Annotated in this window: 14 protein-coding genes and 1 pseudogene; 4 read left to right on the top strand and 11 right to left on the bottom strand. The window is 61.4% G+C overall.

From position 1 onward, the window contains the following. Positions 1 to 209: 209 nt before the first annotated feature. From N554_RS35810 to N554_RS0113485, 8 genes and pseudogenes are all read right to left on the bottom strand, one after another. Positions 210 to 3,264: pseudogene (locus tag N554_RS35810) on the bottom strand (EAL domain-containing protein). 177 nt (positions 3,265 to 3,441) lie between these two features. Further along, positions 3,442 to 4,512: a branched-chain amino acid ABC transporter permease gene (locus tag N554_RS0113515; protein ID WP_029583957.1), complete on the bottom strand. Its 1,071-nt coding sequence runs from the start codon at positions 4,510 to 4,512 to the stop codon at positions 3,442 to 3,444. Between the two features lie 10 nt (positions 4,513 to 4,522). Next, positions 4,523 to 5,533, bottom strand: a complete 1,011-nt coding sequence (locus N554_RS0113510) for a branched-chain amino acid ABC transporter permease (RefSeq protein ID WP_029583956.1) — start codon at positions 5,531 to 5,533, stop codon at positions 4,523 to 4,525. Continuing rightward, positions 5,530 to 6,252, bottom strand: a complete 723-nt coding sequence (locus N554_RS0113505; protein WP_029583955.1) for an ABC transporter ATP-binding protein — start codon at positions 6,250 to 6,252, stop codon at positions 5,530 to 5,532. Before N554_RS0113505 ends, N554_RS0113510 begins: the two co-directional genes overlap by 4 nt. Further along, positions 6,249 to 7,016: an ABC transporter ATP-binding protein gene (locus tag N554_RS0113500; RefSeq protein WP_029583954.1), complete on the bottom strand. Its 768-nt coding sequence runs from the start codon at positions 7,014 to 7,016 to the stop codon at positions 6,249 to 6,251. The genes N554_RS0113505 and N554_RS0113500 overlap by 4 nt, the downstream gene beginning before the upstream one ends. A 66-nt stretch (positions 7,017 to 7,082) precedes the next feature. Next, positions 7,083 to 8,264: a substrate-binding domain-containing protein gene (locus tag N554_RS0113495; protein WP_029583953.1), complete on the bottom strand. Its 1,182-nt coding sequence runs from the start codon at positions 8,262 to 8,264 to the stop codon at positions 7,083 to 7,085. A 187-nt stretch (positions 8,265 to 8,451) separates the two neighbouring features. After that, positions 8,452 to 10,236 carry a putative bifunctional diguanylate cyclase/phosphodiesterase gene (locus N554_RS0113490; RefSeq protein WP_051677483.1) on the bottom strand — a complete coding sequence of 595 codons (1,785 nt, stop codon included), beginning with the start codon at positions 10,234 to 10,236 and terminating at the stop codon, positions 8,452 to 8,454. Positions 10,237 to 10,410: 174 nt separating this feature from the next. Continuing rightward, positions 10,411 to 11,373, bottom strand: a complete 963-nt coding sequence (locus N554_RS0113485; RefSeq protein ID WP_029583951.1) for a sensor histidine kinase — start codon at positions 11,371 to 11,373, stop codon at positions 10,411 to 10,413. A gap of 159 nt (positions 11,374 to 11,532) precedes the next feature. Here N554_RS0113485 and N554_RS0113475 point away from each other — a divergent pair, with 159 nt between their 5' ends. Further along, the gene (locus N554_RS0113475) at positions 11,533 to 12,375 is read left to right on the top strand and encodes an SDR family NAD(P)-dependent oxidoreductase (protein WP_029583950.1); all 843 of its coding nucleotides are present in this window, start codon (positions 11,533 to 11,535) and stop codon (positions 12,373 to 12,375) included. 9 nt (positions 12,376 to 12,384) lie between these two features. Here the strand turns inward: N554_RS0113475 and N554_RS0113470 are convergent, their stop codons facing one another. Then, on the bottom strand, positions 12,385 to 13,764 hold the full coding sequence (locus N554_RS0113470; protein ID WP_029583949.1) for a cytochrome P450: 1,380 nt from the start codon (positions 13,762 to 13,764) through the stop codon (positions 12,385 to 12,387). 348 nt (positions 13,765 to 14,112) lie between these two features. After that, positions 14,113 to 15,354, bottom strand: coding sequence for an LLM class flavin-dependent oxidoreductase (locus N554_RS0113465; protein WP_029583948.1), 1,242 nt, complete (start codon positions 15,352 to 15,354; stop codon positions 14,113 to 14,115). Between the two features lie 163 nt (positions 15,355 to 15,517). On the opposite strand from N554_RS0113465, the gene N554_RS0113460 reads away from it, so the two are divergent. The 3 genes from N554_RS0113460 to N554_RS0113450 all read left to right on the top strand — a co-directional run bounded on the left by N554_RS0113460 (position 15,518) and on the right by N554_RS0113450 (position 20,633). Next, positions 15,518 to 16,453: an NAD(P)H-dependent flavin oxidoreductase gene (locus N554_RS0113460; protein WP_029583947.1), complete on the top strand. Its 936-nt coding sequence runs from the start codon at positions 15,518 to 15,520 to the stop codon at positions 16,451 to 16,453. Positions 16,454 to 16,766: 313 nt separating this feature from the next. Continuing rightward, complete coding sequence (locus N554_RS0113455) at positions 16,767 to 17,972, top strand: extracellular catalytic domain type 1 short-chain-length polyhydroxyalkanoate depolymerase (RefSeq protein WP_029583946.1); 1,206 nt, start codon at positions 16,767 to 16,769, stop codon at positions 17,970 to 17,972. Positions 17,973 to 18,143: 171 nt separating this feature from the next. Beyond that, positions 18,144 to 20,633 carry a PAS domain-containing hybrid sensor histidine kinase/response regulator gene (locus tag N554_RS0113450; RefSeq protein ID WP_029583945.1) on the top strand — a complete coding sequence of 830 codons (2,490 nt, stop codon included), beginning with the start codon at positions 18,144 to 18,146 and terminating at the stop codon, positions 20,631 to 20,633. A 308-nt stretch (positions 20,634 to 20,941) separates the two neighbouring features. Here the strand turns inward: N554_RS0113450 and N554_RS0113445 are convergent, their stop codons facing one another. After that, positions 20,942 to 21,610 (bottom strand): MBL fold metallo-hydrolase, encoded by a 669-nt coding sequence (locus N554_RS0113445; protein WP_029583944.1) that lies wholly within the window; start codon positions 21,608 to 21,610, stop codon positions 20,942 to 20,944. Positions 21,611 to 21,664: the final 54 nt, after the last annotated feature.

Here is a 21,664-nt window from a genome sequence, read left to right as displayed (position 1 = left end):
CCGGCCTGCCAAAGGGCAACTCGGCCATACCCACCGCGCTTCGTTCTCAAAGTCCGAGTCGGAGTACAGCAACCGCATAATGTCATACTGCCGTCATTGCGAGGAGCGAAGCCACGAAGCAATCAAGCCCTTGTTTCTTAAACGCGGTGGAAGGCTTGAACGCGGTGGAAGGCTTGGCTGCGCGCGCAATTGCGGTTTCGAGTCAAAACCTAGGCCACGGCTGCCACGATTTCCGGTCGCGTGCCGAACAATTTCCTCACCTCGGCGCCAGGCTTCGCGGCGCTGAACAGATAGCCCTGCATCTCGGTGCAGCCGAGGGTGCGCAGCAATTCCCTTTGCTCAAGCGTTTCGACGCCTTCGGCCGTGGTCGTCATGTTGCGCGCGGCAGCGATGTTCACCACCGCCTGTACGATAGCCGACGAGCCGTCGATTTCCGCGATGTCGCTGACGAAGCCGCGGTCGATCTTGATCTTGTCGAACGGAAAGCTTCAGATAGCTCAGCGAGGAATAGCCGGTGCCGAAATCGTCCAGCGCGATGCGGACGCCGATGGCCCGGAGCTGATGCAGAATCATCAGCGCTGCCTCGTCGTCGCGGATCAGCACCGCCTCGGTGATCTCGAGTTCCAGCCGGCTCGGCGCAAGACCAGAGGCCGCAAGCGCGGCGGTGACCTTCAACGCCAAGGTGTGACATTTCAGCTGAACGGGCGAGACATTGACGGCGAGCCAGATATGATCCGGCCAGGTGGCCGCCTCGGTACAGGCGGTTCGCAACACCCATTCGCCGAGTTCATTGATCAGGCCGGTGTCTTCCGCAACCGGGATGAACTCGGCCGGAGAGATCATGCCGCGTTCGGGATGGCGCCAGCGCAGCAGGGCTTCGCAGCCGGTGACCTCGTTGCGGCGAAGATCGACCACCGGCTGGTAGTGGATTTCGAACCCGCCATCCGCGAGCGCCTGACGCAGATCCTGCTCCATCGCAAGCCGGGCTTTCGCGCTGGCACCCATCCCCGGTTCGAAGAAGCGATGGGTTCGGCGCCCGTCGGCCTTGGCGCCATACATCGCCAGATCGGCATTCTTGATGAGCTGATCCAGATCGGTGCCGTCCTGCGGAGCCAATGCAATGCCGATGCTGGCGTCGGTCGAGAGCTGGTGCCCGAGGCATTGATAAGGTTGCCGGATCGCCTCATGAATTCGGGTCACGAATTCAACGACCTCGGCGGCGTTCCCGACAGCGGTCTGAATGACCGCAAACTCGTCACCACCCAGCCGCGCGACGAGATCGGTTTCCCTGATGCAGCTCCTGATGCGGTTAGCCACGACCTTCAGTAGTTCATCGCCGACATGATGTCCGAGCGAGTCGTTGATGCTCTTGAATTCGTCGATGTCGAAATAAAGCAATGCGAACTGCTCGCCCCGGTTGGCTCTCTGAAATTGGCCTTCGATCTGTTCGTGGAACAGCACCCGGTTGGGCAGCTCGGTCAGCGAATCGTAATGCGCAAGGTGCGCGATCCTCTCGTCGGCGCGCCGGCGGTCGGTAACGTCATCGACAACATTTATGAGATAGCGGGTTTCTCCGGCCTGATCGCGAATTCCGATTCGCGTTGAAGTGAAAAGGCGATTGCCCAAGGTCTGACTTTTCCACGGAAACTCGTCCAGGAACAAGCCGTCGGCTGATTGCAGGGCTTTTTCGTCGTTTGCCGAGATTGTATCGGCTTCCGCCGTCGGCATTATGTCGAGCGCCGTTTTGCCGATGATGACGTCGCCCGACAGGCCGAAGTGTGTCTCGGCCACCCGGTTGACCAGGAGGTAGCGGCGATCGCGCCCATCTTTCACGGTGATCTGCGAGGGAATGTGATCGATGATCTGACGCAAAAATGCATAATTCCGGTCGCGTTCCTGTTCGAGATTTCGGCGCTCGGTTATATCTTCTATGGTCGCGACCCAGCCACCCTGCGCCAGCGGCGTGCTGACGATCAGATGCCAACGCCCCGCAGACTCCATGGGCGTGTGAGTGACTTTGCCTTGTGCAACGTTGCGCATGATGGTTGAACAAAATTCATCGACGTCCCCATCGAAGGTCCCCCGCTCCTTGCGGTGCTGGATGAGGTCGTAAAAGTGGCAACCCGGCTTTACGACCTCGGTCGACAGCCCATACATGCCGATATAGCGCTGATTACAGAGGATGATGCGTGCCGATGCGTCGTACAGCACGAGGCCCTGGGTCATATTGTTCAGGGCGGTCTCGAACTGGTGCTTTTGCAATTCCAGCCGTTGTTGCGATTCCTGATTTTGCCGGGTTATCTGCCGGACGATCAGGAACAGAACGAAGGCGACTACCAATGCTGACAGGACGGCGGCGGCGACCATGAATCTGGTTTGCTCACGCCAGTCGGCCAGCGCGGCCGAGACGGTCGTAGTCGCGACGATTACCATCGGGAAACGGCTCAAGGGCGCCGCCGAGCCGAGCCGGTCCTGGCTATCGACGGGACTTTGTACACGCAGTGTCTGTCGGCCTCCCTCGGTCAGGACCTTGTGTAGCAGCGGCGCGGTTTTGAAGTTTTGCCCGATCATCGAATTGGCGTGAGGGTAACGCGCCAGCATCGTTCCATCGCGATGGAACATGGAAATCGCGGCGCCCTCTCCGAGCGCGACGGATGCGAAGAACTTTTCAAAATTAAGAGGGGCGATCCGCCTCGCCATCACGCCGAGAAAAATTCCGTTCGGCCCGCTCAGCCTATGGGCGATGACAGTGGTCCAGTTGCCGGTGGAATAGCTGTGAACCGGTTCGGCTAAAATAGTTTTCGATTCAGGGTCCGATTTCAGGGCTTCGAAATAGACCCGATCGACGATGTTGATGGCCGGTAGCGGCCAGGTTCCTGATGAGTTGATCAGTTCACCCTCTGCATCAAAGATGCCGACGTCGCCGACATGGGGCACCTTGGATTTCAGCATCAGGTGCGCGTCGAAGCTCGACATCCGGCTCTTGAAAATCTCCGGCGAAGCGCTCCCGGAAAAGTCCATCCTCGAGACTAGGTCGTTTGCGATGATCTCGGCGTCGTCGAACTGCTGGTCGAAATGCCGGGTGAGCAGCAGCACGGTATTTTCAAGTTCGCGCTCGCTGTTGCTGATCGCGCGCTCGCGGAACTCGCCAACCATGGCCACAGTGCCGATGATGATCGCCACGACCAGCAGTCCGCCGCAGAGGATTAGCCAGAGGACCGGACCTCGCCGAATTGGCGTAGCAATATACTTTGACCCGACCATCCCGGTTCGAGGCAGTTCAAGCGCACCCAACATACTGTTAACCAACCTTCGCATTCCCGAACTCCCCGGGGGACACGCTTACGTTGCATAAATGGCGTCCCGGTTAGGAAATCAGGTTACTTAAGGCTTAATCGCGCGGGCTCGGGCTGCAGCAATGCGAAGCCGGGGAAGAGGCCTTCAAGACGGCTTGCGGCCCGCGTTTCGCAGCCGCCCCACGACACCGGTCGGGAAGAAATAGACGCTCGCAATGAACAGCAGTCCGAGCCACAGCAGCCAGCGATCCGGATGCAGCAAGCCCGGAAGCAAGGGCAGTCCTGCGTCGGCTGCGGCATTGGAGGCCGCGCCCATCAGCGCCTGCAGGTAGTTCTGGGCCAGGATGAAGATCGTAGCCCCGATGATTGCACCGTAGATCGTGCCCATGCCGCCGATCACCACCATCAGCAGAATGTCCAGCATGATGGAAAAACTCAGCGAGGTGTCCGGCCCGGCATAACGCAGCCACAGCGCGTTCAGCATACCAGCGCTGGCGGCGACCAGAGCGGCAAGGCAGTTGGCGTAGGTCAGATGGAACACGGTGCGGAAGCCAAGGGCTTCGGCGCGGAAGCGGTTCTCCCGGATCGCCTGCAGCACGCGGCCGAACGGTGAATTCACCACGCGCAACAGCGCCAGGATCATCGCCGCCGACCCGGTGAAAATGAGATAGTAGGTCAGCACGCGGCCGTTGAGTTCGAAGCCCAACACGCCTTTCGAAATCAGCACCGTGCCCGGCCGCAATAGTTCCGGCAGTTGAAAGCTGCGGCCGTCCTCGCCGCCGGTGAGCCACGACAGCTGCGATGCCAGCACCAGAAAGGCGGATGCCACCGCAAGCGTGATCATCGCAAAGAAGATCGCCTCGACCCGCAGCGAGAACAGTCCGATTACGAGCGCCAGCAACATCGCCAGTGGCAAGCCGACCGCGACGCCTGTCGCGACCGCCGCCCAGGTCGGCCCCATCGAGTAAAGCGCAATGGCGATGGCATAGCTGCCGATGCCGTAAAACATCGTGTGCGCGAACGACACCGAGCCGGTGTAGCCCAGCAACAGGTCATAAGACGCCACCAACGCTGCGAAAATGCAGATCTTGGTGGCGACGTTCATCGCCTTGGCGCCGGGAAAGATCAATGGCGTAATTGCCAGCGCCGCAATGATCACGACGAGCAGGACAGAGAGCACGCGGCTGCGCGGCGGATCGCCTGACAGGATCATCATCGGCAAACCTTCATCGACTTGTCACCGCATACAGCCCGCGCGGGCGCCACATCAGGATCGCGACCATCAGCAGGATATTGGAAACCAGCGCCAGCTTCGGCACCAGAAAGCCGCCGTAGTTCGCCACCATGGCGACCAGCAGCGCGCCGATGAAACAGCCGCCGATCGAGCCGAGGCCGCCGATGATCACGACGATGAAAACCAGTACCGTGAGGTCGTTGCCCATCGAGGCGTGCACCTGCTCGCGATACAGCGCCCACATCACGCCGCCCAAGCCGGCGAGACCGGAGCCCACCATGAACACCCCGAGGAACAGCCGCCGGATGCGATAGCCGAGCGCTTCCACCATCTCGCGGTTTTCGACGCCGGCGCGGATCAAAAGTCCGATCTTGGTCCTGTTCAGCACCAGTTGAATGCCTGCAAATACGACAAGGCCGACCAGCATCGCCAGCAGGCGGTATTTCGCAATCGCAATGTCGCCGATGATGAACGAGCCGCGCAAGGATGTCGGCAGCGGCAGCGGAATGATCTGCGGCCCCCACAACGCATACAGCGCCTGTTCGGCGACGATCAATCCGCCGGTCGTCATCAGGATCTGCTTGAGGTGCTGGCCGTACACCGGGAGGATCAGTACCCGCTCGACCACGAGCCCAAGCGCGCCGGAGACCGCCATCGACAGAAGCGCGGCCGGCGCCAGCACCGCGAGATTCGTCAATAGCGAGTCGGCCTGCACGTAGGGCGCGAGCGGCAACAGCACCAGGGTCGCGACATAGGCGCCGACCGCGATGAAGGCGCCGTGGCCGAAATTCAGCACGTCCATCAGACCGAACACCAGCGTCAGCCCGGAAGCCATGATGAAGATCATCATGCCCATGGCGAGGCTCGCCACCGTCAGCGTCACCCAGGAACTTCCCGATCCGATCAACGGCGCCATCGCGAGCGCCAGGATCACCGGCAGCAGCACCGGCAGGATGTCCCGCTTCGGCTTGGGTAACGCGCCTGCCGCAGCAAGCTCGGTCACTGATGGGTCTCCAGACTAAGCCCGAGCAAGCGCTCCTGCAGCGCGACGTCCAACGCCAGCAGCGCCATCTCTCCGCGATGCACGATCTTGCCGTTATCCATCACCAGAACAGTGTCGCCGAGCTCCTGTGCGGCATGGAAATTCTGCTCGACCATTAGAATCGTGGCGCCGCGGCGCTTGATTTCCGCCAGGCATTCGATCAGCGCCACAACGATGGCCGGCGCCAGACCCTTGGTCGGCTCGTCGATCAAGAGCAGCTTTCGCGGTTCGACGATGGCGCGCGCAATGGAGAGCATCTGCTTCTGCCCGCCGGACAACGCGCCGGCGCGCGATAGCCAGAACCGCCGCAGTGCCGGGAAAAATCCGAAAATCCAGTCCAGCCTGGCATCGTCGAGCGGCCCGTCGCGCGCCGCGAGCACCAGGTTTTCCTTCACCGAAAGATCCGAGAAGACCGCCATGCTTTCGGGGACATAGCCGACGCCGAGCCGCGCGATATCGGGCGTCGCGCTGCGCTCGATGCGCTGCCCGTCCAGCGAGATCTGGCCGGCGGAGGCCTGCCACAGGCCCATGATGGTTCGCAGCGTCGAGGTTTTGCCGGCGCCGTTACGGCCAAGCAGCATGGTGGTCTGGCCCTCGGCCACGCCGAAATCTATGCCCTGCAGAATATGATAACGCCCGACATGGGTGTGCACGCCGGCGAGCGAGAGAAGGTCGGTCATGCCGCGCTCTTTCCGGGTGCGATGCCAAGATAGGCCTCCTGCACGATCGGCGAGGCGATCACTTCGGCGGGTTTGCCGTCCGCGACGAGCTGGCCGTTGTGCAACACGATAATGCGGTCGGCGAGCGAACGGACCACGTCCATCTTGTGCTCGACCAAAAGAATGATCTTGCTGGCATCCCGCTTGAGCTGCCCGATCAGATTGAGCACGACCGGCACTTCATCGATGCTCATGCCGGCGGTGGGCTCGTCGAACATGAAGACTTTCGGCTCCAGCGCCATCATCAGCGCGACTTCCAGCTTGCGCTGGTCGCCGTGCGACAGCGCGGTCGCAGCCACGCTCCGCCGGCTGCCGAGCGCCACCTTGTCGAGAATAGCGTCGGCGCGCGCGATCAGGTCTTTGCGCATCATCCACGGCCGCAGCATGTCGTAATGCACGCCGCTGGCCGACTGCACGGCGAGCCGGACATTCTCTTCGACGCTGAGGTTCGGGAAAAGATTGGTGAGCTGGAAGGCGCGGCCGAGGCCGGCGCGGGTGCGCAGCGGCGCGGAAAGCTGGGTGATATCGCCGCCGTCGAACAGGATGCTGCCGTTGGTCGGGCGCAGCTGTCCGGAGATCAGATTGAAATAGGTGGTCTTGCCGGCGCCGTTAGGGCCGACAATGGCGGTCAGCTCACCCGGGCGAAACGTGCAGCTCACGCTGTTGACCGCGACGTGACCGCCGAAGCGAATGGTCAGATCGCGGGTTTCGAGGGTGCAGGTCATAAGTCCATCACGTGAAGTAAATGCCCGGCATCAAGCCGGGCATTACGAAGCAAAACGTGTCGTCGCTTACCGCTTGTTGCGGATCGGAATGTTCATATCCTCGATCTTGATCTCGCGGACCGGTTCGTTCACCGCCCACGCCAGGTTGGGATCGACCTTGACCTTGAAGTGATACATGCTTTGCAGCGCCTGATGGTCCTCTTTCCGGAACACCATCTTGCCCTTGGGCGTGTCGAACTCCATGCCTTCCATGGCGGCGATCAGCTTTTCGGTGTCGGTCGATTTCGCCTTGGTGATGGCGGTCACCGCGGCCATCGCCGCGGAAAACCCGCCCGCGGTGAAGAAATCCGGCGGCGCGTTGAAACGCTTTTGATGTTCGGCCACCAGCCAGTCGTTCACCGGGTTCTTCGGAATGTCGTAATAGTAATAGGTCGCGCCTTCCATGCCGGGCAGCCTCTTGTAGGCGGCCAGTGCCGGCAGGATGTTGCCACCGGTGGAAAGTTCGATGCCGTACCGCTTCGGATCCATATCCTGCAGCTTGGTCAGGGGATCGCCGGCGCCCGCCCAGATCACCCAGATGATCTTGCGTCCCGGCTTGTCCTTCAGCGCGTCGAACAGGCGCTGACCGGCCGCGGTGAAATCGGTTGTGGTGGTCGGCACGTATTCTTCGGCAGCGAGGGTCGCGCCGGTCTTGGCCAGCGCTTCCTTGAAGGCGGCGACGCCGTCGCGGCCGAAGGCATAATCCTGTCCCAGCGTCGCGATGGTGACGCCCGGCTTGCCGATCGCCACCGCGTTCGAGATCGCGTCCTGGGAGGAATTACGCCCGGTGCGGAAGATGTAGCGATTCCATTTCTCGCCGGTGATCTGGTCGGCGACCGCGGGCTCGACGATCAAGATCTTCTTGTTTTCCTCGGCCACCGGAAGGTCCGCCAGCGCCGCGGCTGACGATGTCGAGCCGATAGCGAGATCGACCTTGTCGTCCTGGTAGGCCTCTGCGAGGGCTGCTTTGGAAAGATCCGGTTTGCTCTGATCGTCCTTGGTGATGACGACGATCTTGCGCCCGTCGAGCATCATGGTGCCCTTGGTGGCATATTCCAGACCCATGCGCAGACCGGTCTCGGTTTGCTTGGCATAGGCTTCCAGCGGTCCGGTCTTGCCGTAGATCAAACCGATCTTCAGATCATCCGCCTGAGCGGCTGTCCCCAGCAGGACGACGGCAATTCCCTGAACGATTAACGACCTTCGCACAGCTACTCTCCCTAGGTTTCCAGCTTAGTGATAGGGGCAGGGTTCGCCTCGGGTCAAGGCAGCATTGTTGCGTAGGACGGCGGGGCGTGAGGTTTATTGGCCGCTGGCAGTGTCCTGCAAACGCGAACGGCTCGCATCAAAGCGAATGCCGGCGGCAGGCGCCGGCATTGCGCGTCTCGCGATCGGCTCAGCGCCGGTAGCGATCGTTGCGCGCATGGGCCGGGCGGCTTTCCTGCAGCGGGCGGCTTGCCGGACTGGCACGCGCTTCGCCGGCGATCGGAGTGGCGGGCTTGAGCTCTTCGAGAAAAATCGGCCTGGAAAAATAAAAGCCCTGCGCGTAGCGGATTTTGGTGGCAGCCTGCAGATAGGCGAGCTCCTCGAAGGATTCGAGACCCTCGGCAATGACGGTCATGCCAAGTGCTTCGCTCAGCGATTCGATCGCCCGCAAGATACCCTGGCTGCGCGGGCGTTTGTGAATGTCGGTGATGAAGGACCGGTCGATCTTGATCTCGTCGGCGGTGATGTCGGCCAGCGCCGACAATGATGAACAACCGATGCCGAAATCATCGATCGATATTCCAACCCCGAGATTGCGGAGGATCGGCAGGATTTCGTCCTGAAAATGGGTTTTTGCGACGAAAGCGTCTTCCGTCACCTCGATCATGAAGCGCTCGGGAAAGCCAGTCGCCTCGAGCGCGTTGGCAAACGAACGCATGAACTCCGGATTGCCCGCCTGCCTTGCCGCGACGTTGATGCTGATGCCGGTGTTGGGGCCGAAGGTTTCGTTGATGAGATCGATCGATTTGACGATCTCCGCCAGCACCAGATGCGTAAGCTCGTCGATCAGTCCGAGCTCCACGGCGAGGTTGATGAATGTGCCGGGAGCCTGAATGACGCCTTCGTCGTCGCGCAGGCGCACCAGCGCCTCGATGCCTTTGATATCATGGGTCCGGATATCGACCTTGGCCTGAAAGGCGCAGCAAAAACGTTTTTCCAGAATGGCGAGCCGCAGCGCCTGCTCGATTTTCATTCGTGCCACCGCCTCACGCTCCATGCAGGCGTCGAAGAAGGCCGCAGTGCCTTTGCCGTCGTTCTTGGCGCGATACATCGCGATATCGGCGTTCTGGCGCAGCACGTCGTAGCTGCGGCCGTGCTCGGGATACAGGCTCACCCCGATCGAGGTCGATGCGAATATTTCCGATCCGTCGATGAAGAACGGCGCCTTCAGCCGCTCGAGCGCAAACTGGATGTATTCTGCTACCTCACGCTCGCTTTGGATCGGGTTGAGCAGCAGCAGGAATTCGTCGCCGCTGATCCGCGACAGCATGTCGGATTCGCGCAAGTCGAGCCCCAGCCGCTTGGCGATTTCCACCAGCAGCGCATCCCCAATCGCATGGCCGTAATAGTCGTTGATGTGCTTGAAATTGTCGATGTCGAGAAAGGCGAGCGCGAACCGGCCGTGCGGCTCGTCGCGCTGCAGGAGGCTGTTGGCGCGGTGTTCGATCACCGTACGCGTCGGCAGATCGGTCAGCTCGTCATAATAGGCCGAACGGAATAGATGATCCTCGACGGCCTTTTGCTCGCTGATATCGGCCGAGCTCGAGAGCAAAAGATTGCGGTCGGCGATACGAACCGGCCGATGGGCCGTGAGAAACACCTGTTTGACCGCGCCTTTGGTGACGCATTCTTCCGCAACGGCGGCGCGGCCGGCGCGAAGCAATTCAAGGCCGGTTTCGCGGCGGTGGCTTAATTCCTTCGAGGGCGGCGGCGCCGGCTCGCTGACGACAATCCCAAGTTGCGCCGCGGCGGCGTCGTTCACCAGCAGGAAACGGCCATGCTCGTCCTGAACTGTCACGCCGTTCGGGAGCATTCTGAGTATATCCCTCAGGATATTCAACTCGGAATCCGCGGCGAGTGCGATATCGTGTTCGGTCGAGGTGGTGTGCAGGTCTTGTTTGCCGCGGCTTTGCATGACTGCATTGCTTGCCAAACTCTCTTGTAGTTTTGGTTAAGTCGCATCGCGAAACTTGTGGGCAAGACGGGTGGGCGGCGAAATTGCAACGACGCGCCGCGAGTTGTCATTAACAGAGTGTCAATGGCATTTCAGAATGCCCTTATGCAAAAGACTAGCTCGCCTGAAGAGCGCTTAACTCCGGGGGATGCGGCATTGCATCGTGCAATGAACGCCGGTCTTCAAAAAAGTAATCTCGGTCTTGCCGTCGAATGGCCTAAGCGCCGATTTCAACAGCTTGGTCCCAAAGCCTGGCGCCCCGATCGCTCCGACCGAAGGACCTTCGGTCTCGTCCCAGGTAATGTTGAGGCGATCATCTGACACGGTCCATGTCACCTGCAATAGACCATGCGCGGAAGAGAACGCGCCGTATTTCGCGGCGTTGGTGGCAAGCTCGTGAAGCATCAATGCAAGGCTCACGGCCAATTTGGCGGGAAGAAACAGCGGACTTCCGTTCAGCGTAAATCGAACATGACCGTAAGGTCCGAGTTCGGAGAGCAGCAGATCCTTGATATCGCAGCCGCGGCCATCGATCCGCGCGATCAGGTCGTCGGTCGCTGACAGCGCCCGCAGCCGATGATCGATAGTGGCCCAGATCTGCGGCTGGTCGTGCAGGATTTGATGGAGAACCGCGTGAATTGTCGACAATTTGTTCTTTGCCCGGTGCTGAAGCTCGTCGACGAGAAGCTTGCGGTATTCCTCCTCCTGGATCAGGCGTCTTGAAATTTCGCGCTGATGCGAGGCGATCGATCGGTAGTGCTCGACGACCCAGATCGTAAAGCCGCACACGACGAGATAGATGACCAGAAGCACCCATCTAGCAAAATCGACCGGGCTGTCGGTGAAATTGACGGCCACGCCGAGCACGCCGCCGAGAATTGCAGTCGCGATTCCGATTCGGTAGCCGCCGAACGCGGTGGCAAGAAACACCGCCGGGAAATACGGCGTGAAGGAAACGTCCGGCCGGATCAGCGAAAGACACCACCGCGCCGCAGTCGCGAAAGCGAGGCAGGATGCTGCAAAACTGATGCTAAAAAGCCGGGAGGGTTCGGATATTCCTTGCCAGCCCCGCCGAAATTCGTCGATCAATTTCACCATGGCTCAATACATCAGTCCGAAACGAATCCAGAATAAGGCCAAGCCGGGGAATACGCGTCTATCGGGACTTCCTACGGTGGAAAGCAAGCATGGCTTGCGTTGTTCCGTCAGGCCGCAGATTATGTTTAAAATCAACATCGCCAAAACGGGGAGAACGCTATGGGACGGCTAGACGGCAAGGTCGCGGTCATCACCGGTGCGACCAGCGGCATCGGGCTGCGCACTGCGGAAATATTCGTGGCCGAAGGCGCCAGGATCGTGATTGCCGGACGCCGCGTGCCGGAGGGTGAGGCACTCGCCAAAAAGCTCGGCGCCAACTGCGTCTTCCGCCAGACCGATGTCACGGTCGAGGAACAGATGCGGGCGGTGATCGAACAAGCGATCGAAAAATTCGGCCGCATCGACTGTCTGTTCAACAATGCCGGTGGCCCGGCGCAGACCGGCGGCATCGAAGGTCTGGACGCCGCGCGCTTCGACCTCGCGATGGCGACGCTGGTGCGCAGTGTGATGCTCGGCATGAAACACGCCGCACCCCATATGCGCCGGCAGGGCTCCGGCAGCATCATCAACAACGGCAGCATCGCGGGAAGGCTCGCCGGCTTTTCGTCGTCGCTGGTCTATGGCGCGGCCAAGGCCGCCGTCATTCATCTCACCAAATGCGTGGCGATGGAGCTCGGCGAATCCGGCATTCGGGTGAACAGCATCTCGCCAGGCGCGATCGCCACCGGCATTTTCGGCAAGGCGCTCGGCCTTTCGGTCGAGGCTGCGGAGAAAACGCCGGACGTGATGCGCGAGATCTACAAGACCGCGCAGCCGATTCCCCGCGCCGGGCTGACGGAGGATATCGCCTACGCCGCGGTGTTTCTCGCCAGCGACGAATCCTCCTTCATCAACGGGCATGATCTGGTGGTCGATGGCGCCATCACCGGCGGCCGCAACTGGACGCAGCAGCAGCAGGGCTATGTCGCGATGCGCAAGGCATTCGATCAGGGCGCGGGGTAACGCTCGCCGTTATCCAACCGGTGACAGCGTTACGCGCAATCCGTCCCGCGGCTTCGGGATCGGCCACATCTGCCAATCCGGCGTGTAGCCCGGCTCCAGCGACACCGAGAGATTCTGCAGGAAATGCCGGGCGAAGCATTTCGCCTGCATATAGGCGAAGTGCAGCCCGAGGCACATATGCGCGCCGCCGCCGAACGGCACCCAGGCGAAGCGGTGGCGGGTACGCTGCGCCTCATCGGTGAAGCGCGTCGGATCGAAGCGTTCGGGATCGGGCCAGATTTGCGGCATGTGGTGAGAGAACAGCGGATTGATGCCGACCAGCGTTCCCGCCGGGATCGCGTAACCCTTGAAGCTGAAATCCCGGACCGCGCGGCGCGGCATCGAGGGCACCGGCGGCTTGAGCCGCAGCGCTTCCTTGAACGCCATCTCGGTGAGCGGCATGGCTTCGAGACTATCGAATGTCGTCGGCTCGCCGGAGGTCGCGCCGAGCGCCGACACCTCGTCGCGCAATTTGTCCTGCCATTGCGGGTTGGCCGCAAGCGCCCCGATGAACGATGTCAGCGACGAGGTCAGCGTGTCGTGCGCGGCCATCATCAGAAAGCTCATATGATCGATGATGTCCTGCGTCGACAACAGCGCGCCGTCTTCATGGGTCGCGTGGCACAATTGCGAGAACAGGTCCTCGCCACCGCCTTTGGCGCGGCGGATCGGAATCTGTTCCGAGAAGTAAGCCACGATGCGTTTGCGGCCCTTGACGCCGCGCGCCATCTGCGTGCCGGGCAGTGGCCTTCGGATCACCGCGACCGAGGCGGCCACCATGTCGACGAAAGCGCGCGTGATGTCGTTGACTTCCGGACCGATGCCGGCGCCGAGGAACGAGGTCGCGGCAAGATCGAGGGTGAGCTGTTTCATCGCGGGATAGAACAGCATCGGTCCCGGCCGCGCCTTCCATTGCGTGACCCGCGCCGCGATGCCGGTATCGAGCTCCGCAAGATAGGACTTCATCGGCCCGGATTTGAAGGCCACCGACAGCGCGCGCCGGTGCACCCGGTGCTCGTCGAAATCGAGCAGCATCAGCCCGCGCGGAAACAATAGCCCGAGAACCGGTCCCCAGCCGAGCGTCGAGGAGAATTGTTTGGCCGCGTCGAATAGCACGAGCTCGTTGGCTTCGGGCCCGAGCAGGACAAGACTGGTCTCGCCGAACACATGGCTGCGATAGACCAGTCCGTATTTGGCGGCCTGCCGCTCGACCTGTCCCTTGGGATCGGCGAGTACCTCCAGCGTCTTGCCGATGATCGGCCAGCCTTCGTCGCCGGGAATATGCGTTAGCGAATTGCGCTTTGGTGGAGTGAAGGTAATCGCAGGAGAAGCCACACTATGCATCGACATGGCAGTGCTCCGGTTGGCCTCTGACCACGACCTTGTCGCCTGAGGCGTGCCATCGGGAAGACCGACACCGGAAATAGCCGGTTGTCATGGCGGTGCAAAGCCTCACGAAAACAAAATTGGTCAAGGAATTATAGCGTTTTCAAGCGAAGTGGAGCCCGGTTCGCGTCAAGAAAACGCGTCAAACCAAGAATCTAGAGCCCCGTTTCGATTCTATCGAAACGGGCTCTAGTGTATCGAGAATCCTGTTTCGTCACTATAGCCGAGTTGGTCGCACCCACTTGCCGGGAGGACTGGCGGTCAAGTCATGCACGCCGTCATGCACACTGCCATTCGCGCCGCCGCTTGCGCTCACGCCTTTCTTTTCGCGGCTTCCTTCTGCAAGTCAGGCGCGTTGACGGTCGGGATCGCGACGCGTCCCGGGCCGGTGAGGGGAAGCGCCGCGGCTGCCTTGTCGTTTTCCATGATCTTGGCCATCACGGCCTGGCCTGCGCGCTCGAACACGGCGCGGTTTTCGATCAGGAACTTTTGCGACTCGCGCAGTTTGGCGATGTGGCCGTTGATTTCCGGAATCACGTAACGCGCCACCATGTCCCAGCTGCGCCGGGTGTTTTCCGGATTGGCCCAGTCGTGCACGAAGCCGACGATGGTGCCGACGCCGCCGGAGACCTCCATCAGGCTCTTGATGGTTTTCACCAGATCGTCCGGCGTGCCGATGGTGGAGGCTGCGCCTTCGCCTCCGGCGGTCTTCTCCACGGCGTCCTCGGCCGAGCTGAACGGCTGCAGCCCCGGCCGTTGCAACGTGCCGACATTATACTCGTTGTGCCAGCGCATTAATCCGGCGCCGGCCTCGCGCCGCGCCTGTTCGCGGGTTTCCGCGATGTGCCAGCTCAGCAGCACGCGCCAGTCGGATCGGCTCACGGTGGTGCCGTGCTTCCTGGCGGCGTCCTCGGCAAAACCCCATTGCGTCGGCAGCGCCATCAAGCCCTGCGTCGACATCGAGCCGAGGGAGATGATGCCGATGCCGTATTTGCCGGCGAGCGTCATGCCCGACGGCGAAATCTGCGACGCCACCACGAACGGCATATCCTCCTGCAAGGGAAGGATTTGCAGCGCGGCGTCGTTCATGGTGAACCAGTCGCTCTTGGCGGTGACGCGCTCGCCTTTGAACAGCCGACGAATGATCGCGATCGCCTCGTCCTGACGGTCGCGCTGCGTCATCGGATCGATGCCGAGCGTGTGCGCGTCGGAGGCGAGCGCCCCAGGTCCGGAGCCGAAGATGGCGCGACCTCCGGTCATGTGGTCGAGCTGCACCATGCGCTGGGCGACGTTGAAGGGATGATGATACGGCAGCGAGATCACGCCGGTGCCGAGCTTGATACGCTTGGTGCGCTCGCCTGCGGCGGCCAGAAACATCTCGGGCGACGCGATGGTTTCCCAGCCTGAGGAATGATGCTCGCCGCACCAGAATTCATCGTAGCCGAGCGCATCGAGTTGCTCGACGAAATCGAGGTCGCGGCGGAATTGCAGCATCGGATGCTCGCCAATGGGATGATGCGGGGCGAGGAAAGCTCCAAATTTGAGGCGCGCCATTTGTTTCTCTCCGGACTGCTGTTGTTGTGCCCAAGCTACGGGGTGGTAACGGCCAAGGCAATCGCGGAGAACCGCTGCCGATGCATGGTTGTCGCGCAGACGCAGCTGACATACCGTCGCCCGGAATTTTCCGCCTCCCTCACTCTCACAGCAATGGATAGCCATGAACCGCGTTCTCGCCCACACCGGCGTCAAATACCCGATCGTGCAGGCCCCGATGGGCTGGATCGCGCGCACCCAGCTTGCCTCCGCGGTGTCACGCGCCGGTGGCCTCGGCATCATCGAAACCTCGTCGGGCGAAACCGAAGCCTGTCAGCTTGAAATCAACAAGATGAAAGCCCTGAACCTGCCGTTTGGCGTCAACCTGCCGATTCGATTCCTGCGCGACGACGCGATGCTGAAATTCGTCTGCAACTCCGGCGTCAAATTCGTCACCACGTCCGCCGGCAGTCCGGCGAAATTCATCGCGCCGCTGAAGGCCGCCGGCATCACCGTCTACCACGCGGTGCCGACGGTTGAGGCCGCATTGAAATGCGTCGAGGCCGGCATCGATGGCCTCGTCGTGGAGGGCGCCGAGGGTGGCGGCTTCAAGAATCCGGAGGAAGTCTCGACGCTGGTGCTGCTGCAGGGAATTCGCGCGCGTTCCGACGTGCCGATGATCGCGGCCGGCGGCATTTGCGACGGGCGTGGCATGGCGGCGGCGTTCGCGCTCGGCGCCGAGGCTATCCAGATGGGCACGCGCTTCGTCAGCTGCACCGAGAGCCCGGTGCATGCCAACTACAAGAGCGCGATCGTCGGCGCGAAGGAAACCGGCACGCTGGTGCTCAACAAGAAATCGACGCCGTGCATCCGCGCCCTGAAGTCCGAACGCACGCGCGCGATTCACGATGAGGGCATGATGGCGCCGGACGCGCTGAAGGGAATCCGCGACGTCTATTTCCACGGCGACATGGAAGCCGCGCCCGCGCTCGCCGGGCAATCCGCGGGGCTGATCGACGAGGTCAAGTCGGCGCAAGCGATCATCGAACAAACCGTGGCGCAGTTCTTCGCGATTACCGGCCGGCTGGGTGGTCTCTCGGCGGCGAAAGCGTTTGGATGACGGTACCCGTCTGAGCACGTAACAAAATTCGACCACGCGCCAGGTCATTCCGGCAGGCTGACCTTCCAGGTCTCCTTATTGGATTATTGGAGCTCTCCTTATTGCGGCGTTTTGGCGTCGTCGGCCCTGTTTGCGTGGTCGATCATCGCTTCCGCCGCATTTCTGTCGTGGATGCGGCGCGGCGACGTGAGTCAATCAAGATTGAGGGCGACAATATTGGGGACTGACAGCACACGGCCTTTTTATTTTGCAGTGCAGCAACTATCTGGTCTGGGTTCGGGTTAGAACAAGCCCCTCGATTAAGGAGCTGCCGGTGTCTCTCGCCAAAAATATCGAACTTCTGCGACAACTACCAAACCTCAACAAAATCAACGCCTTTGCGGATTTTGGACGAAGCCTTAAGCCAGACGACCGCAGCCCGCTCGTCGAAACCAGCGGATTCGGGTCCAATCCCGGCGATCTCAGGATGTTCTCGTACGCCCCTGTTAACCTTCAGCCCGCGCCCGCGCTTGTCGTGGTTTTGCACGGATGCGGCCAGACCGCCGCCGGTTACGATCTGGGCGCCGGCTGGTCGACGCTCGCGAAACACTACGGTTTCGCGTTGCTGATGCCCCAGCAGCAATCCTCCAATAACACCCAGGGCTGTTTCAACTGGTTCAATCCGGAGGACACCACGCGCGGCAGCGGCGAAGCCTGCTCGATCAGGCAGATGATCGCGCAGATGGTTCGCGACCACAAAATCAACGAGCGCCGTATCTTCATCACCGGGCTTTCCGCGGGCGGAGCCATGACCTCGGTCATGCTTGCAACCTATCCCGAGGTGTTTGCGGCCGGCGCTATTATCGCGGGCTTGCCGTACGGCGTTGCGACCAACGTGCGGGAAGCGTTGAACGGAATGTTCCAGTCGTCGTCGCGCCCCGCCGGCGAATTGGGAGACCGGGTGCGCAATGCCTCACCTCATAAAGGCCCGTGGCCCAAAGTCTCGGTATGGCATGGCAGCGCCGATCGGACCGTCAACCCCGCTAACGCCAACGAAATTGTCAAGCAGTGGCTCGACGTCCATCAACTCGCCTCCGCATCGACGTCGGAGAAGACAGTCGACGGCTACCCCCATCAAGTGTGGTGGAATGCCGAGGGCGAAACCATCGTCGAATCCTACACCATCACCGATATGGCGCACGGCACGCCGCTTGGTACCGCCGACAACGACGAGCGATACGGCGCGCAGGGCGCATTCCTGATCGAGGCGGGAATCTCGTCCTCGTATCACATCGCGAATTTCTTCGGCCTGACGGAATCGATTCGTTCACCCAAGGAGGCTCCCAAGGACGCTTCGAAGCAATCCGCGAAGACGGCGATTTCATCGGCACCCGCGCCGGCGCCGGATCTCGCCGCGGTGCTTTGGCCCCGGGTGACACTTAGTCACCGTACCGAGCCGTCCCATCCAGCGCGGCGTCGCGCGATCGACGTCAATGGGGTCATCACCCGTGCGCTGACCGCGGCGGGCCTTATGAAATAAGCTGCCGGTTATTTCGGTGCGAGCTAAAGATGGCCGCGGCGCGAGCCGCGGCCATCTTTGTTCCGTCCATGAAAAAATAAATCGGAACCAACGGGCGGGGCCAGAAGTTGGATGAGGGCGACAGGCGGTTAAGTTCCGGCTGGTAACGTGGGCTGAAGCCGCCGGTCTCTCATGTTGAAAATCACCAAACCGACTTCTGCGGATTTTCTCGCTGGCGGCGGGGAGATGGGCGCGTTGACGCGTGCCTACGACTGGTCGGCAAGTCCACTGGGAAAACCTGAAACCTGGCCGCAAAGCTTGCGCACGGCGGTGCGCATTTTGCTCAACACCAACCACCCGATGTTCATCTGGTGGGGTCCCGAACTCATCCAATTTTATAACGATGGCTATCGCCGGACCATGGGACCCGAGCGTCACCCGAGCGCGCTTGGCCAGCGTGGACGCGAATGCTGGGCGGAAATCTGGGACATTATCGGTCCGCAGATCGAACAAGTGATGAGCGGCGGCGGCGCCACGTGGCATGAGAACCAACTCGTTCCGGTGACGCGTCACGGCAAGCTCGAGCAGGTCTACTGGACCTACGGCTTCAGCCCGATCGACGAAGACGACGGCATCGGCGGCGTGCTCGTCGTGTGCAATGACGTGACCAAGGAGTATCTCGCAGCCGAGGCATTGCGGGAACGCGAAGCCGAGCTGGCGCGCGTGCAACAACTCGGCCGGATCGGCGGCCTCGAGGTCGACTTGCGGACCGGTTTCCGCAATCGCCGGTCGCCGGAGTATTTGCTGATCCACGGGCTGCCGCCGGAGGCGGCCAGCGAATCTCACGAGGCCTGGGTTCAGCGCATTCACCCCGAGGATCGCGAAGACACCGAGAAAAAATTCCGCGATGCCGTCGCAGGCGACGTGCGCGATTACAGCGCGCAATACCGGATCATCCGTCCCAGCGATGGCGAGACGCGCTGGATTTCGGTCAAATCCACCATCGAGCGCGATGAGAATGGAAAAGCCACCCGCCTGGTCGGCGCGCACACCGACGTCACCGAGCAGGTCGTCGCGGACCTGGCGCTGCGGCAAGGCGAAGGGCGGTTCCGCAAACTTGCGGACGAGCTCGCCGAGCTCAATGCGACGCTGGCGCAGCGCGTCGAAGAAAAGACCCGGGAGCGCGACCGGATCTGGAACGTGTCGCAGGACCTTCTGGTGGTCGCGGACCGCAAGGGCGTCTGGCGCACCGTCAATCCGGCCTGGACCAAAACGCTCGGCTGGAGCGAGGCCGAATTGTTGAACCGTACCTCGGATTGGCTGGAGCATCCCGAAGATGGCGGGTTGAGCGCCGCGGCGGTGAAAAATCTGATCGAGGGCAATCTGACTGTCAGGTTCGAGAGCCGCTTTCGGCACAAGGACGGATCATACCGCTGGCTATCCTGGACTGGCGTACCCGACCAGGATCACATCTATGCCGTTGCCCGCGATGTGACCGCGGAGAAGGCCGCGGCCGAACGGTTGAGGGCCGCCGAGGAGGCATTGCTGCAGTCGCAGAAAATGGAAGCGGTAGGGCAATTGACCGGCGGCATCGCCCACGACTTCAACAATCTGCTGACGGGAATCGTCGGATCGCTGGATCTCATGCAGACCCGGCTCAATCAGGGCCGCACCGACAATGTTGCGCGCTACATCAACGCGGCGATGACGTCGGCGAACCGCGCCGCCGCGCTCACCCATCGTTTGCTGGCGTTTGCGCGGCGGCAGCCGTTGGTCCCGAAAGGCGTCGATGCCAATCGGCTCGTGGTATCGCTGGAGGATTTGCTGCGCAGGACGATCGGCGAGACCATCGATCTCGAAATCGTCGCGTCGGACGAGTTGTGGTGCACGCTCTGCGACCCCAATCAATTGGAAAGCGCGCTGCTCAATCTCGCCATCAACGCACGCGACGCCATGCCGGAGGGCGGCAAGCTCACCATCGCTACCGCCAACGCGCGGCTCGACAGCGTGACCGCGGACACGCCGGCGCTTTCTCCCGGCGACTATATTTGCATCGCGGTCACCGACACCGGCAAAGGCATGTCCGCGGAGGTGGCGGCACGCGCCTTCGATCCGTTCTTTACCACCAAGCCGATCGGGCAAGGCACCGGGCTTGGGCTTTCGATGATCTATGGATTTGCGCGGCAGTCGAACGGCCACGCCACGATCGACAGCAAATTGGGGCGGGGGACGTCGGTCAAGATCTATTTGCCGCGGCATCATGGCGACATCGCGGCTCAGCAGGCCTCAACGGTCAAGGTCGCCAAACATGCCTCAACCGGCGAGACCGTGCTGGTGGTCGAGGACGAGCCGGTGGTACGCGGCGTGATCCTGGAGATGCTGGGGGAACGGGGGTACCGGACGCTCGAAGCCGTCGATGGACCGTCGGCCCTGCGAATCCTGCGTACGAACCAGCGGATCGATCTGCTGGTTACCGACGTCGGCCTGCCCGGCATGAACGGCCGCCAGCTTGCCGATCAGGCCCGCGAGACCCGGCCCGGCCTGAAGATTCTTTTCATCACCGGCTACGCCGAGAGCGTCGCGATCGCCGACGGCTTTCTGGAATCGGGCATGGAAATGATCACCAAGCCGTTCGACCTCGACCATCTCTCGCAACGTGTTCGCGCGATGGTTTCGCACTAGAGCGTTTTCAAGCGAAGTGGAGACCGGTTCGCGTCAAGAAAACGCGTCAAATTAAAAATCCAGAGCGTTTTCAAGCGAAGTGGAGACCGGTTCGCGTCAAGAAAACGCGTCAAATCAAAAATCCAGAGCGTTTTCAAGCGAAGTGGAGCCCGGTTCGCTTCAAGAAAACGCATCAAATCTAGAATCCAGAGCCCCGTTTCGATTTGATCGAAACGGAAAAGGCTCTAGCGCTCGAACGGCTGGTGTCGCCGACCAAACGCCTCGCGGCAAATGCCAAATGCCGGCGTTGGCGATCGCCGATCGGATTGTCACATCGCGCCGGTAAGAAACGGATTTGTCATGCGCTCCTGGCCGATGCTGGAACCCGGACCATGGCCGCAGATGAAGCCGACATCGTCACCGAGCGGCAGCAGTTTTTTGGTGATCGATTTGATCAGTGTGGCGTGATCGCCGCCCGGAATGTCGCTGCGGCCGACCGAGCCGTTGAAGAGTACGTCGCCGACATGCGCAAAGCGCATTGCCTTGCTGAAGAACACCACGCTGCCCGGCGAGTGGCCGGGACAATGCAGGATGGCGAAGCTCAGTTCGCCGATAGAAACCTGATCACCTTCATTGAGCCAGCGGTCCGGCGCGAAATCGCGCACGCCTGACATGCCGAAACGGGCGCCGCTCGTCACCACATTGTCGAGCAGGAATTTGTCGGCGATGTGCGGGCCTTCGATCGGCACCTTCAGCGCGTCGCGCAGCTCGGCGGCGCCGCCGACATGATCGATATGGCCGTGGGTCAGCCAGATCTTTTCGACGTTGACGTTGGACTGCTTGATCGCGTCCTGGATTTTCGGAACGTCGCCGCCGGGATCGATCACGACCGCCTTCTTGGTGGCTTCGCACCATAGCAGCATGCAGTTCTGTTCAAACGGCGTCACCGGAATGATGACAGCGCCGGCTTTCGCCTTGGCTTCGGTTTCCTGGGTCATGCCCGCACAATGCCGATTTTTGACGCCCCGCCAAGTGAAAGATTTGCGCATTTG

This window comes from Bradyrhizobium sp. URHD0069 (assembly GCF_000701345.1).
Classification (GTDB): domain Bacteria; phylum Pseudomonadota; class Alphaproteobacteria; order Rhizobiales; family Xanthobacteraceae; genus Bradyrhizobium.
The sequence above is the reverse complement of the archived record's forward strand: the minus strand, read 5'-3'. Positions and strand labels throughout refer to the sequence as shown.